This is a genomic window from Tersicoccus phoenicis (assembly GCF_001968835.1).
Classification (GTDB): Bacteria; Actinomycetota; Actinomycetes; order Actinomycetales; family Micrococcaceae; genus Tersicoccus; species Tersicoccus phoenicis.
The window spans coordinates 19,839-32,941 of record NZ_MRDE01000063.1 but is presented as its reverse complement, the minus strand read 5'-3'; the positions used below and the strand labels follow the sequence as shown (position 1 = coordinate 32,941).

The 13,103-nt window shown below is 71.3% G+C and carries 11 protein-coding genes; 5 read left to right on the top strand and 6 right to left on the bottom strand.

The genetic code is table 11. The annotated features are described in order from the left end of the window. Positions 1–451 precede the first annotated feature (451 nt). Both BKD30_RS09000 and dinB read right to left on the bottom strand, forming a co-directional pair. On the bottom strand, positions 452–826 hold the full coding sequence (locus tag BKD30_RS09000; protein WP_076704107.1) for a DUF3040 domain-containing protein: 375 nt from the start codon (positions 824–826) through the stop codon (positions 452–454). Positions 827–1,166: 340 nt separating this feature from the next. Then, positions 1,167–2,411: a DNA polymerase IV gene (gene dinB / locus BKD30_RS08995; protein WP_268874377.1), complete on the bottom strand. Its 1,245-nt coding sequence runs from the start codon at positions 2,409–2,411 to the stop codon at positions 1,167–1,169. 119 nt (positions 2,412–2,530) lie between these two features. On the opposite strand from dinB, the gene BKD30_RS08990 reads away from it, so the two are divergent. Continuing rightward, on the top strand, positions 2,531–3,634 hold the full coding sequence (locus BKD30_RS08990; protein WP_076704105.1) for a polyprenyl synthetase family protein: 1,104 nt from the start codon (positions 2,531–2,533) through the stop codon (positions 3,632–3,634). Between the two features lie 27 nt (positions 3,635–3,661). Here the strand turns inward: BKD30_RS08990 and BKD30_RS08985 are convergent, their stop codons facing one another. Next, positions 3,662–4,042, bottom strand: a complete 381-nt coding sequence (locus BKD30_RS08985) for an Rv2175c family DNA-binding protein (protein ID WP_076704146.1) — start codon at positions 4,040–4,042, stop codon at positions 3,662–3,664. A 310-nt stretch (positions 4,043–4,352) separates the two neighbouring features. Between BKD30_RS08985 and BKD30_RS08980 the strand changes: the two genes are divergently transcribed. Both BKD30_RS08980 and pknB read left to right on the top strand, forming a co-directional pair. Continuing rightward, positions 4,353–5,714, top strand: coding sequence for a lytic transglycosylase domain-containing protein (locus BKD30_RS08980; RefSeq protein ID WP_076704104.1), 1,362 nt, complete (start codon positions 4,353–4,355; stop codon positions 5,712–5,714). 111 nt (positions 5,715–5,825) lie between these two features. Then, a complete protein-coding gene (gene pknB / locus BKD30_RS08975) occupies positions 5,826–7,901 on the top strand; it encodes a Stk1 family PASTA domain-containing Ser/Thr kinase (RefSeq protein ID WP_076704102.1) in 2,076 nt (691 codons plus the stop codon). 15 nt (positions 7,902–7,916) lie between these two features. On the opposite strand, the gene BKD30_RS08970 is transcribed toward pknB, so the two are convergent. From BKD30_RS08970 to BKD30_RS08960, 3 genes are all read right to left on the bottom strand, one after another. Continuing rightward, a complete protein-coding gene (locus tag BKD30_RS08970; RefSeq protein WP_143588134.1) occupies positions 7,917–9,209 on the bottom strand; it encodes a sodium:proton exchanger in 1,293 nt (430 codons plus the stop codon). A gap of 366 nt (positions 9,210–9,575) precedes the next feature. Continuing rightward, positions 9,576–10,940 carry a class II 3-deoxy-7-phosphoheptulonate synthase gene (locus BKD30_RS08965; protein WP_076704099.1) on the bottom strand — a complete coding sequence of 455 codons (1,365 nt, stop codon included), beginning with the start codon at positions 10,938–10,940 and terminating at the stop codon, positions 9,576–9,578. 141 nt (positions 10,941–11,081) lie between these two features. Next, the gene (locus BKD30_RS08960) at positions 11,082–11,801 is read right to left on the bottom strand and encodes a lysophospholipid acyltransferase family protein (protein ID WP_076704098.1); all 720 of its coding nucleotides are present in this window, start codon (positions 11,799–11,801) and stop codon (positions 11,082–11,084) included. A gap of 142 nt (positions 11,802–11,943) precedes the next feature. Between BKD30_RS08960 and BKD30_RS08955 the strand changes: the two genes are divergently transcribed. Beyond that, positions 11,944–12,714, top strand: coding sequence for an alpha/beta hydrolase (locus BKD30_RS08955; protein WP_076704096.1), 771 nt, complete (start codon positions 11,944–11,946; stop codon positions 12,712–12,714). Beyond that, positions 12,711–13,097 (top strand): hypothetical protein, encoded by a 387-nt coding sequence (locus BKD30_RS08950; RefSeq protein ID WP_076704094.1) that lies wholly within the window; start codon positions 12,711–12,713, stop codon positions 13,095–13,097. The genes BKD30_RS08955 and BKD30_RS08950 overlap by 4 nt, the downstream gene beginning before the upstream one ends. Positions 13,098–13,103 lie beyond the last annotated feature (6 nt).

Below are 13,103 nucleotides of genomic sequence, written 5' to 3'. Positions count from 1 at the left end.
CTGGGCATCGGCCGTGCCGGTCGGTGTGCAGGCGCTCGCCATCCGGTGGTGGAGGGAAATGGAGGGGGCCCTCAGCGGGAGAAGGCGGCGCTTTCGGCGGGAAAGGATGGATCACTGGCTCGCCGGACGGCAACCCCACTCCGCGTCCGATCTCACGACCCGGTCGATTCACTCGGGATGCAGCGCTCCTTTCCCGTCGACATTGGGCGTGTCGCGGGACCGGATGCTGGGAGAGGGCGGTGTCGCTGGAGAGCAGGCACCACGCAACAGCGGAAGGCATCGGCGGGAAGGCAGGACGAGGCGTCCGCCGGGCGCCGGTCTATCGGCGGTGCCGGTCAGACGATCTATCGGCGGTGCCGGTCAGACGATCGCATCACGCCGAGAACATCGCGCCGGTCGTACGACGATCAGGCTCGCTTCACGCTGGTGACGCGAGTCTGGCGAACCGATTTCAGGACTCGTCGCGTCGGCGCTCGTCCCAGCGATTCTCGAGCGACGTCATGAAGGCACTGCGGTGCGGACCGGAGTTGTCGCCGCCGCGGCCCGCTCCGTTCGGCCGGCCACGGGTGTGCCGTGCGGACGCCCAGTAGATGCCGCCGCCCATGATCACGAATCCAAGGACGCCGAGCACGATGATCTGCGAGGAGATGCCGAACAACAGGACGAGGACGCCGATCACGGCCACGAGGGAACCGAGCACGACGTGCCGGGCGGCCAACGACCGATTCGTTCCGGACCCGAGCGTGCTGGCCAGTTTGGGATCTTCATTGTGCAACTGTTGTTCCAGTTGCTCGAGCAGGCGCTGCTCGTGCTCCGACAGTGGCATCACTGCCTCCTTGCCCTCGGTCCGACCTGAAGGATCCCCGCGCCCGTTGCTTGGGCCCCGTGAGGAAAACTCTCCGACTCCTGGTCTGGAGAACGATTCTCGCACGGTTTGTGTTCCCGTTTTCACTCGGATATCGAGCGGTCGCGGGGTGGGTCCGGCGAGTCGTCCATACCACGCCGTCGCGGTCGGGCGGTGCAGTCAGAACGGTGTGTCCACGTCCAGAATAGAGGCCCGTCGAAGACGATGGGAAGCCGTCGGACGCCCCGTGGGGATATCCGCTCCACCAGTCGTCGCCCGGGTCCGTCAGCGCCATTCGGTGAGTCGCTCCGCCGCGAGATCCTCACCCTCCGAGTCCGTTCGGCGCGCCGTCTCCCGATGCCGGCGGGCGTGCCTGCCCGCCCATCAGTCGCGCCGGTCCGACGGCGGCTGCACCGAAGCGACGGTGCACGTCGTCGAGGGTGCGTTCGGCGCGGCGCCAGTTGTTCTCGCGCCGATCGATGCTCAATTGTTCGGCGGCCCCGGTCTCCCCGGTCAGCGATTCCGTCCGCAGACCGATCAGGCGAACAGCCATCGGCCGCGGTCCCAGGGCACGAAGCAGCGCGACGGCGACCGCGTGCAGCCGCGCCGCGCTGTCGACACCCTCAGCCATCGAGTGCGAGCGGGTGAGCGTGGTGAAGTCGGCGTAGCGGAGCTTGAGGGACACCGTGCGGGACCGCAGCCCCGCGCCCCGCAGCCGGGCCGCGGTGCGATGCGCCAACCGGAGCAGTTCGGCCTCCAGGCGCACATCGTCCGCCACGTCCTCGGCGAAGGTCTCCTCGGCACCGATGCTTTTCTCGATCCGGACCGGAGTGACGGGACGGGGGTCGATTCCCCAGGCGAGCCGGTGGACGTGCTCGCCGGTCGCACCGAGCATTCGCCGCATCGTCCCGACCGGCGTCGCTGCCAGCTGCGCCACCGTGGAGATGCCCGCCCGTGCCAGCACCCGCCGGGTCTTCTCCCCCACGCCCCACAGCGCCGTCACCGGCAGCGAATGCAGGAACGCCACGGTGTGCTCGGCGGGGATCACGAGCAGGCCGTCGGGCTTCGCCCGGGTGGACGCGATCTTGGCGACGAACTTCGAACCGGCGATGCCGACCGTCGCGGGGAGACCGAGTTCGCGGCGGATCCGCTCGCGCAACAGCCGCCCGATCTGCAGTGGCTCCCCGAGCCGGCGGACGGCGCCACCGACGTCGAGAAAGGCCTCGTCCACGCTGACCTGCTCCACCAGATCAGTCATCTGGGTGAAGACCCCCATCACCGCCGTCGACATCCGGCGGTACTTCTCCATGGACGGTTCGACGATCCGCACCTGCGGGCACAGCCGCAGGGCGGCGCCGACCGGCATCGCCGACCGGACCCCGTACGCGCGGGCCTCGTACGACGCGGAGAGCACCACCGAGCGTGGCGAGTGGTGGGCGACCAGCACTTCCCGGCCCCGAAGGGACGGATCGTCGAGCTCCTCGACCGAGACGTAGAAGGCGTCCATGTCCACGTGCAGGATGACGCTGCCACGCGTGGACGCACCCGCCCGTCCTCGCTCCTGCACCGCCACAGTCCCATGTTAGGAGCCGCTACCGACGTTCCGGTGCCGCCGCGTGCCCGTGGTGGCAGCCGACCCGACCCTAGACTGGCACCGACCGCAGACCCCCGACCCGAGGAGCCCGCATGTCCGCACCGGTACGCCCGGGTCACACCGTCCCGGCCGACGACCGGGCCTTCGTGGCAGCCGTCGACGCCGCTCTCGCCGCGTTCTTGCGCGGCGAGGTCGAGAACCTGGCCGCCATCTCCCCCGACGGTCGGCACCTGGTCGACGCGATCGCGAGCCTGAGCCGGGGCGGAAAGCGGATGCGCGCCACCCTGTGCTACTGGGGCCACGCGGCCGTGGACACCCCGGCGACGGTCGACATCGTGCAGGCCGGCGTCGCGCTCGAGCTCTTCCAGACCGCCGCCCTGATCCACGACGACATCATCGACCGGTCGGACACACGCCGTTCGATGCCGAGCGTGCACCGCCGATTCGAGGCCCTGCACGCGGAGCACGGCTGGGCCCTGGACGGCACCCACTTCGGAACCTCCGCGGCGGTGCTGACCGGCGACCTGTGCTTGAGTTTCAGCGAGCAGGTGTTCGGCTCACTCGGTGCCGCCGCCGCGAGCGGCACGCGCGCCCGCCTCGTGTTCGACCAGATGCGCATGCAGGTGCTGACGGGCCAGTACCTCGACGTCCTGGAGGAGGTGGCCGGACCGAGCCGGGAGCCCGCCGAAGCCGTGGCCCGCGCCCGGACCATCTCGTCGTACAAGTCGGCCCGGTACTCGGTGGAGCGTCCGCTCGTGCTCGGTGCCGCCCTGGCCGGCGCGGAGGCGGACCTCATCGACGCGCTCAGCGCGACCGGACTGCCCCTGGGCGAAGCGTTCCAGTTGCGCGACGACGTCCTCGGCGTCTTCGGTGACCCGGCGCTGACCGGCAAGCCCGCGGGCGACGACCTGCGCGAGGGCAAGCGCACCGTCCTGATCGGCTTCGCCCTCCAGCAGGCGCCGGCGGACGAGGCCGCCTGGCTCAGCGCCCAGCTCGGGAGACCGGATCTCGACTCGGCCACCATCGAGCGGCTCCGCACGATCCTGATCGACTCCGGCGCACTGCGCCGCACCGAGCAGCTCATCGAGGATCTTCATCGGCGGGCGGTGACGGCGATCGGGCTGCTGCCGGCGCCGGTCCCGGTCCGCGCGGCCCTGACCGAGCTGGCCGGCCGCGCGGTCAGTCGTCAGGCCTGACCTCGGCGGACGGACGGTCCCACGACGTCACCAGGCGAGCGCCTGCGCCCGACGGCGGATCTCGGTCTTGCGGCCGGTGCGCAGCGCGTCGATCGGACGGCCGGGCAGCGACTCGTCGAAGGTGAAGAGCCAGCGCAGCGCCTCGTCGTCGCTGAATCCCGCGTCGCGCAGCACGCTGATCGTGCCCCGCAGACTGTCCACCGGCCCGTCCTCGGTCAGGAATGCGGCCGGGACGCTGCGTACCGGAGGCTCACCCACCCGGAGGGCGAGCAGGGTCCCGTCGTCGATCAACCGATGCACCTTCGTGACCTGCAGATCGAGTCGCTCGGCGGCGTCGGGCAGGGGCAGCCAGTCACCCACGAGGTCGGTCAGGGAGTCGGATTCCGGCGTTGCGTTCGTGCCCGTGATCGGGCTCGCATCATGCGTGTCCACGGTGTCAGCGTGCCACGGACGGCGCCCACGCGCCACGTCGGAGTGCTCCGATCAGCAGGTTGCGGAGGGACGGTCGGAGGCGGGCGCCCTGAGGGTTGCGACACGGTATATCTCACGCCGCACAATCCGAAGCGACGAGATCGGTTTGTGATATGGCGAATCTCGGGTACATTCACAGCTGTCTCATTCGCAACACCTTCACCACCGGAACCACCCTCACCACGCCGACTGGGGGCGCGCGAGGCTGGTTCCGGTCGGGGGTGCCCACGATCCGTGAGGTCGACCTATGTCTGCTAGCCCCTCGTCCGCCCTGCCCTGCGGCGCGTCACCGGACACCACTCGGCACGCGGCCGCGCCGGGCCGCCGCGTTCTCGGTGCCGCCGTCACCGCCGCCACCGTGCCGGCCGTGATGCTCACCTCGCTCGCCGTCGCCGCCCCCGCCGTCGCCGCACCGGCGCACGCACCGGCCGGCGCTCAGACTCCGCTGCTCGGTGCCCCCGCCCTGCAGGTGCCGGCCCGGGCCGTGCCGGCCCGATACACCGTCAAGCGAGGCGACAGCGTCTGGGCCATCGCGACCCGGTACGGCCTGAACCCGACGTCCGTCCTGGCCCTCAACCGGCTGACCGGGGCCAGCATCATCCATCCCGGCCAGGTACTTCGCCTGACCGGCGCGGTGAGCGCGCCGGCCCGGCCCGCCCCCCGACCCGCTGCTGCGTCTCGACCGGCGACACCCCGACCGGCTGCCACCCCGGTGACCAGGTCCGGTTCGTACGTCGTGCGCTCCGGTGACACGCTGTCCGCCATCGCGGCCCGGCACGGCGTGAGCCTGTCGTCCGTGCTCACCGCCAACGGGCTGACGATGACCTCGATCATCTATCCGGGTCAGAACCTCCGGCTCTCCGGTTCGGCCGCCCTGCGTTCGGCCGCCCCGCGGGTGGCCGTCAGCACCGCCCGTCCGACCGCCACCGGCGGTTCGTACACGATCCGCAGCGGAGACACCCTCGGCGCGATCGCCGCCCGGCACGGGGTGTCCTTGCCGGCCCTGCTGAGCGCCAACCGGATGTCCGTCTCGACCATCATCTACCCGGGCCGCCGGCTGACCATCCCGGGACGAGGGGTCACGGTCACGCCGGCCGCCACGCCGCGGAAGGCCACACCGGAGCTGGTGCCGAGCACGTTCCTGCACTACACCTACCCGACGACCGTCGTGGCCGATGCCAACCGCAACAAGGCGGCACTGCTCGCTTCCCGGTTGCCCAATCCAGCGCAGATGCAGCAGATCGTCGCCAGCACCGCGCGGTCGATGGGCGTGAACCCGGCCCTGGCGATGGCTTTCGCGTATCAAGAGTCGGGTTTCTCGGCCACCGCCGTGTCCCCGGCCAACGCCATCGGCGTGATGCAGGTGATCCCCTCGTCCGGGACGTGGGCGTCCCAACTGGTCGGCCGGCCGCTGAACCTGCTGAATCCGTACGACAACGCCACGGCCGGCGTGGCCATCATCCGTGCCCTGGTGCGGTCCAGCCCGAACCTGGATCATGCGATCGGCTCCTACTACCAGGGGCAGGGATCGGTCAGCCGGTACGGATTCTTCGCCGACACCCGTGCCTACGTGAACAGCGTCAAGGCGCACATGAAGCGGTTCGGCTGACCGCAGGCCCGTGGCCGGGCAGGTTCCCGGTACCGACCCGACCTACCCGTGGTGCGCCCCGGTGCGAGTGTTGCGCCGGGGTGCCCCGCCCACGCGCCGTAGGATCGTCGGGTGCAGCACCGCGTACCCGACCGGCTGGTGGGCCGGGTGATCGACCAGCGCTACGAGATCGTCGAGCGGCTGGCGCGCGGAGGCATGTCCACCGTCTACCTCGCCGTGGACGGACGCCTGGACCGCGAGGTGGCGGTCAAGGTGATGGCCGACCACCTGACGGCTGATCCCGACTTCCTCGACCGGTTCATCCGCGAGGCCCGGGCCGCCGCCCGCCTCAACCACCCTCACGTCGTCCAGGTGCAGGACCGCGGGGCCGACGACGACGTCGTCTACCTCGTGATGGAGTACGTGCCCGGGCAGACGCTCCGGCAGGTGCTCGACCAGCGCGGTCGACTGACACCGCGGCACGCTCTGGCCCTGATCGATCCCGTGATCGACGGCCTCGCGGCAGCGCACGACGCCGGCCTCATCCACCGCGACGTGAAGCCGGAGAACGTTTTGATCGGGCACGACGGCCGGGTCAAGGTGGCGGACTTCGGCCTGGTCCGTGCCATCACGGCCCCGACCAACTCGACCACGCTGCTCGGCACCGTCGCCTACATCGCCCCCGAGGTGGTGCTCGGTGATCCGACGGACGCGCGCAGCGACCTCTACTCCGTCGGCGTGCTGCTGTACGAACTGCTCACCGGCCGACAGCCGTTCACCGGTGCGAGCGCCGTGCAGGTCGCCTACGCGCACGTCAACTCGGTGGTCCCCCCGCCGTCCCGGCTGGTGCCCGGCCTGTCCCCGGATCTGGACGAACTGGTGCAGTGGTGCGCCGCGACCGACCCGGACAACCGGCCGGTGCACGCGCACGCCCTGCTCGAGGAACTGCGGCACATCCAGAGCACCATGACGGACGAGGACCTGGATCAGGCCGGCCCGAGCGCGCCCGACGCCGGTCTGCTGGCTCCGAGTCCCGCACTGGCCGCGTCCGCCGCCCGGGACACCGAACGGACGGTCCTGCCGGAGCGGCCGGACCGCCCCCCGCGCGGCATGCCCGCGGGGATTCCCGGAGGCGACCGCACCGAGGTGATCGGACCCCTCGCGGCGACCACGGCGATCTCCGGCCCCGGCGTGGTTACCGGGGCGCCCGAACGCGCCGCGGCCGACACGTCGACGGTCCGCCCCGGCCACGCCGGCGCTCCCCTCCCACGGCCGACCCGCGGCGGCACCGCCCCCGTCTCACTGCACCGGGGACACGCCCGCCGGCGCGGCGTCCTGCTGGTGGTGCTCGCCCTGCTCGTCGCCCTCGTCGCCGGGTTGCTGGCCTGGTTCTTCGGCTACGGCCCCGGGGTCGCCGTCGCCGTCCCGGACGTGCGGACCCGCACCCTCGCAGCGGCGGAGCGGTCGCTCGCCGAACTCGGCCTGGCCGGCACGGTACGGCGGGTCAACGACGAGGTCGCGGCCATCGGCACGGTGATCGACACGGACCCCGCCGCCGCCACGCCGATCCGCCGGTTCCAGCCGGTCACGCTGCTGGTCTCGGCCGGGCCCACACTGTATGCGGTTCCCGGGGTGGTCGGGCGGACGACCGAGGAGGCCCGGGCCACCCTCACGGGCGCACGACTCGACGTCGGCACCGTCAGCGGCGCCTGGAGCGAGACGGTCGCCGCCGGCCGGGTGCTCAGTCAGCTGCCGGCCGCGGACGCGCAGCGCCGGGCCGGCTCGGGCGTGAACCTCGTGGTCTCCCGGGGACGCCAGCCCGTGGACGTCCCCGACGTCACCGGTTCACCGGAGCGGCAGGCGCGGCAGCGGCTGGCCGACGCGGGGCTCCTCGTCGCGCTCGCGCCCGCCCGCGTGTTCAGTGGCACGGTGCCGGAGGGCTCGGTCACGGCGCAGGCACCCGCCGGTGGGCAGGCCCCGCGGGGGTCGACGGTCAACCTCACCCTGTCGAAGGGCCCCCGCATGGTCGAGGTGCCCGATCTGATCGGCACCCAGGTCGACCAGGCGCGTCGGCGGCTGGAGACGACGGGTTTCCGGGTCGAGGTACGCGAGGTGCTCGGCGGGTTCTTCGGCACCGTCCGGGCACAGGACCCGGCCGGCGGCGGCACCGCTCCCGAGGGGTCAACGATCGTGCTGACCGTGGTCTGAGCCGGCAGCGCGCGGTCAGCGTGCGCGCTCCTCCTCGGCGAGCCGGACCGGTGAGATCAGCAGGCCGTCGCGTACCAGCGACGGCAGAACCCGTCGAGCGGTCACCAGCCGCACGGCGGCCAGGACCAGGTACAGACCCGAGAAGCCGAACCGTGTGTACGTCTGGACGTCGTCGGGGAGGAACACGCTCGCGGAGAAATCACCGAGGAAGAGCACCAGGATGAGCACGGCCTCCCGCACCGTCAGCTTCAGATCGGTGAGCAGGCTCATCGCGAAGATGGATTGCGCTCCGGTGAGGAAGAGTTCCTGCCGCTGCAGCGGGTCCATCGGCAGTCCCGTGAGCGAACCGCCGCCGAGCAGGAAGGCGATCGGCACCGCTCCGACCAACAGCGACCACTGGTTGATCTTGGAGGAGAGCAGGGTGCCGAGCCCCTCGTTGGCGCTCTGTCGCCACGCGAAGATGCACGCCGGGATCAACTCGGCGGTCTCCGTGGCCAGCGGCGCGATCCACTGCACCATGAGGAAGCTGTCCACACCCAGATCCTGTCCGGACTGGACCAGTGAGCCGGAGAACGGCTCGGCCGAGAGCAGGATCACCGTGGCAGCCACCACCATGAGCGCGATGGTCACCAACCGCCGGGCACCGGTCGGGAGCACGGCGATCGCGGCGGGTGGCCCGATGAAGTCCGGTTCCTCCTTCGGAGCCCGCCACAGTCGCGTCACGTAGAAGGCGAACATCCCGATCAGGACGACCGAGTCGATCACCGTCAGAGAGGGACGCAGGACCAGCGTGAGCGCGTAGACGGAGATCAAGCCCAGCACGACCACGTCCACCGTCGCGAGGCGTCCGAGGCGGAAGTCGAAGGGTGAGCCGGCGGAGGGATTCTTCCGGTTCTGGCGCCGGAATCCGAGCGCCGCCACCAGGACGACCAGCGACCAGCCGACGCCGATCAACAGCCGGTTCGCCCCGGTCATGTTCGCCAGCGCGAGCGGTGCGCTCTGCGGGTCGGTGCCGGCCTGGAAGGCGAACAGGAGATCGACCGCGTACTCCGGCAGGATCGCGATCAGCGCCAGAAACGAGATCGCGAGCCCCTGCGGCAGATCGATCTGCGCCAGTTCGGTCCCCCAGGTGAGCAGCAGCGCGGCTCCGATGAACGCCGCGCCGTAGATCAAGACGCTGGCGATGGGCAACAGCTCGATGCCGAAGAGCAGACTCACCATGGCGGGCGTGAACAGCGCCACCGCAACGGCGATGGGCACCAACCGCCCCGCGGACACCGCGGAGGTCGACGTCGCGCGTCCGGTCACCGTGCGGCTCCCCGCACGATCGCCCGGGCCCGACCGAGCACGCCGGACAGCGTGCGGACCACGCCGGGATCAGCGATGACGGCGTCCGAAGAACATGCGCAGCAGCCGGGTGAGCAGGCCGGAGCGTCTACGTCCGTAGCCTCCCGTCGACCGGTGGTGAGCGCCCAAGGGGTTCCCGAGATACCCACCACCCATCGGGCTGGTGCGATGGTGACCCCCACCGTAGGACTTGCGACCGTGATGTCCCACGTCGCTCCTTCCGATCGTCCGACTGTCGACCAGCTCCGACGGAGCGGCCACGACGAATACTACTCCGCGGCACCTGGCCGGTCCCCGCGACCCCGGCACCGACATCGTCCTACCGCGTCAGTTCCCGGCGAGGGACTCCGCAACGAGGAAGGCGAGCTCCAGGGACTGCTGGTGGTTCAGCCGAGGGTCGCACACCGACTCGTACCGGGTGAGGAAGGCCTCCTGGTCGATCCGGTCGGAGCCGCCCAGGCACTCGGCGACGTCGTCGCCGGTCATCTCGACGTGCAGGCCCCCGGGCACGGTGCCCAGTTCCCGATGCACCTCGAAGAAGCCGCGGACCTCGTCCACCACGTCGTCGAAGTTCCGGGTCTTGTACCCGTTCGGGGAGGTCACGGTGTTGCCGTGCATCGGGTCGGTGATCCACAGCACCGTGGCCCCGCTGTCGGTCACCGTGCGCACCAGGTCCGGCAGTCGGTCGCGGATGAGACCGGCGCCCATCCGGGTGATGAAGGTCAGTCGTCCGGGTTCCCGCTCCGGGTCCAGCCGGTCGATCAGGCCGAGCACGTCGTCGGGCGCCGTGCCGGGGCCGAGCTTGACGCCGATGGGGTTGCGCACGCGGGACAGGAAGTCCACGTGCGCGCCGTCGAGGTCGCGGGTCCGCTCCCCGATCCAAACGAAGTGCGCGGAGGTGTCGTACGGCAGCCGGCTGCGCGAGTCGATCCGGGTGAGCACCCGCTCGTACTCGAGCACGAGCGCCTCGTGGCTGGCGAAGAACTCGACTCCGCGCAGCGCGTCGAAGTCCGCGCCGCACGCGGCCATGAACTTCAGCGCCCGGTCGATCTGGGCCACCGTCGACTCGTAGCGCACGTGCGCCGGGTGGGCCGCGAAACCCCGGTTCCAGTCGTGCACGGCGCGCAGGTCGGCGAACCCGCCCTGGGTGAAGGCCCGGACGAGGTTCAGCGTCGAGGCGGCGTTGTGGTAGGCGCGGATCAGCCGCGCCGGATCGTGACGCCGGGACGCCTCGGTGAAGTCGTAACCGTTGACCATGTCACCGCGGTAGGCGGGCAGGGTGACCCCGTGACGGGTCTCCTCGTTGGAGGACCGCGGCTTGGCGAACTGTCCGGCCATCCGGCCCATCTTCACCACCGGCAGCGAGGCTCCGTAGGTGAGCACGACGGCCATCTGCAGGATGGTGCGCACGCGAGCGCTGATCCGGTCCGCGGTCATCCCCGCGAAGGTCTCTGCGCAGTCCCCGCCCTGCAGCACGAAAGCGTTGCCCTGCGCGGCGGCGGCGAGCCGGGTCCGCAGCTGATCCACCTCGCCGGCGAACACGAGCGGCGGCGCCGAGGACAGTTCGGTCAGCGCCGCGTCCAGGCCCGGGCCGTCCTGCCAGTCCGGCTGCTGCGAGATCGGCAGCGACCGCCACGCGTCCAGGCCCGGATACGCGGCGGCACCCTCCTGGGTGCCGGTCGCGGGGATCATGCGGGATCCGGGGATGGCTGCGTCGAGATTCACGCGCTCAGCGTACCGGCGGTGCGAGTGGGCGCGGAAACCGTGTCCTTCCGCCGTCCCGGAGGTCCTGGAGCCGGTGCGGCCGCAGCAGCCGATCCCGCGGCCGGTCGGTCAGCCACGCCCGGTCCCGTCGTCGGACCCGGAGCGCTTCCGTGCGAGTTCGGCCTTGACGGTCGCGGCGTACACGTCCGGCACGGATTCCTGCCCCGACAGCCGGGCCAGGTTCAGCATGATCTCGTCGGTCACGGCGCGCAGCACGTCCCGGTCCTCGTGCTGCCCGTGGTACCGGCGGAAATCGAGCGCGGGCCCGATGATGATGCCGACCCGGTGCACCCGCGGGACGATCCGACCGATCGGTTGGACCTGGTCGGTCCCGATCATGGCGACCGGGATCACGGGCACCCCTGCCTCCAGGGCGAGGGTGGCGACGCCGACCTTGCCGCGGTAGAGCCGCCCGTCGGGACTGCGGGTGCCCTCCGGGTAGATGCCGAGCAGCTTGCCCGCCCGCAACACGTCCGCCGCGGCGGTCAGGGACAAGGCACTGGCGGCGCCTCCGGAGCGGTCCATCGGCAACTGGTTGATCAGGCGGAAGAACAGGGCGGTGAACCAGCCCTTGAGCCCGGTGCCGGTGAAGTACTCCTGCTTGGCCAGGAAGGCGACGGGGCGCGGCACGACCACGGGAAGGAACACCGAGTCCGAGAACGAGAGATGATTGCTGGCCAGGATCGCGCCGCCCGTGCCGGGAACGTGCCGCAGACCGCTCACCCACGGCCGGAACACCAGGCGCACGAGCGGACCGACGACCAGATGCTTCAAGAACCAGTAGAACAAGGCCAGCCCTCCCGCTCCGGTGACGCCCTCACCCTACCGGCCCGCATCGGCGCAGACCGATGACGGCGGCATGTCGCCGCTCGGCGCCGGCTCCCACGGTCCGGACCGTCCGCGCCGGGGCCCGGGGTGGCACGATAGGACCATGCGGGCCCCCTCCGATTTCCTCGCGTTCTCCCGGGCCGGTTCCGGTGAGCGGCAACGCACCGGTGTCGTCGTCAGCCACGGGTTCACCGGCTCCCCCACCTCCGTGCTGCCGTGGGCGCGTCACCTGGCCGACGCCGGTTTCGCCGTCCGGGTACCCCTGCTCGAAGGACACGGCACGAGTTGGCAGCACCTCAACCGCACCACCTGGCAGCAGTGGTACGGCAGTCTGGTGACCGCCTACCACGACCTCGCCGACCACGTGGACGGGGTCGCCGTGGCAGGACTGTCGATGGGCGGCACACTCGCCCTGCGGTTGGCCGCCCAGTACCCGATCGTCGGCGCGACGCTCGTCAATCCTGCGATGACCTTCGCCTCCCCCGCCGCACGGTGGGTGGGTGCGCTGAAGTTCGTCTGCCGGTCCCTGCCCGCGATCGGCAGTGACATCAAGGCGCCCGGCGTCGACGAGGAGGCGTATCCCCGCACTCCCGTCGCCGCGACCCACCAGCTGGCGCGGCTGTTCGCGGCGACCGACCCGCTGCTGCCGGAGGTGCACTGCCCGGTGCAGATCTTCCGGTCCACGGTGGATGCGGTCGTCCCGGACAGCAGCCTGACCGCGATCACCGCCGGCCTACCGGTCGCTCCCGAGGTGATCGCCCTGCACAACAGCTATCACGTGGCCACCCTGGACAACGACGCCGCGCAGATCTTCACCGCCTCGGTCCGCTTCCTCGACGCGTGCGTCCGCCCGGAAACGGCGCCCAGCCGATGAGCGACCCGCGGGCGGTGGAGCCCTCTCGCCCGGACGACGAGGCGGCCTGGCAGGACCTGGTCCGCCGGTTCCATGAGTCCGGTCCGGCCAGCCACGAGTCCGGACCGGCGCCCGGCCCGCGCGACCACGTGGTGGACGAGCCGGACGAGGACTTCGAGCCGCCCGAACCGGCCCCGCTCAGTTCCGCCGAGCCGGCCCTGGCGCTGGCCTGGACCGGCGTCGTCGTCTCCCTCGGTCTGCTGCTGGTCGTCACCGTGTTCCTCCGGCCGGCACCCAGCGTGTTCGCCTGGGCCCTCGCCGGGTTGTTCGTCATCAGTGCCGGCTACCTGGCGTATCGACTGCCCCGCGAGCGACACGACGACGACGACGGCGCCCGGGTCTGAGCCCGC

Excerpts from the sequence above, each read along its gene's own strand:
- BKD30_RS09000 (WP_076704107.1), bottom strand. The coding sequence starts at position 826 with ATGCCACTGTCGGAGCACGAGCAGCGCCTGCTCGAGCAACTGGAACAA.
- BKD30_RS08990 (WP_076704105.1), top strand. The coding sequence starts at position 2,531 with ATGTCCGCACCGGTACGCCCGGGTCACACCGTCCCGGCCGACGACCGG.
- BKD30_RS08980 (WP_076704104.1), top strand. The coding sequence starts at position 4,353 with ATGTCTGCTAGCCCCTCGTCCGCCCTGCCCTGCGGCGCGTCACCGGAC.
- BKD30_RS08965 (WP_076704099.1), bottom strand. The coding sequence starts at position 10,940 with ATGATCCCCGCGACCGGCACCCAGGAGGGTGCCGCCGCGTATCCGGGC.
- BKD30_RS08955 (WP_076704096.1), top strand. The coding sequence starts at position 11,944 with ATGCGGGCCCCCTCCGATTTCCTCGCGTTCTCCCGGGCCGGTTCCGGT.
- BKD30_RS08950 (WP_076704094.1), top strand. The coding sequence starts at position 12,711 with ATGAGCGACCCGCGGGCGGTGGAGCCCTCTCGCCCGGACGACGAGGCG.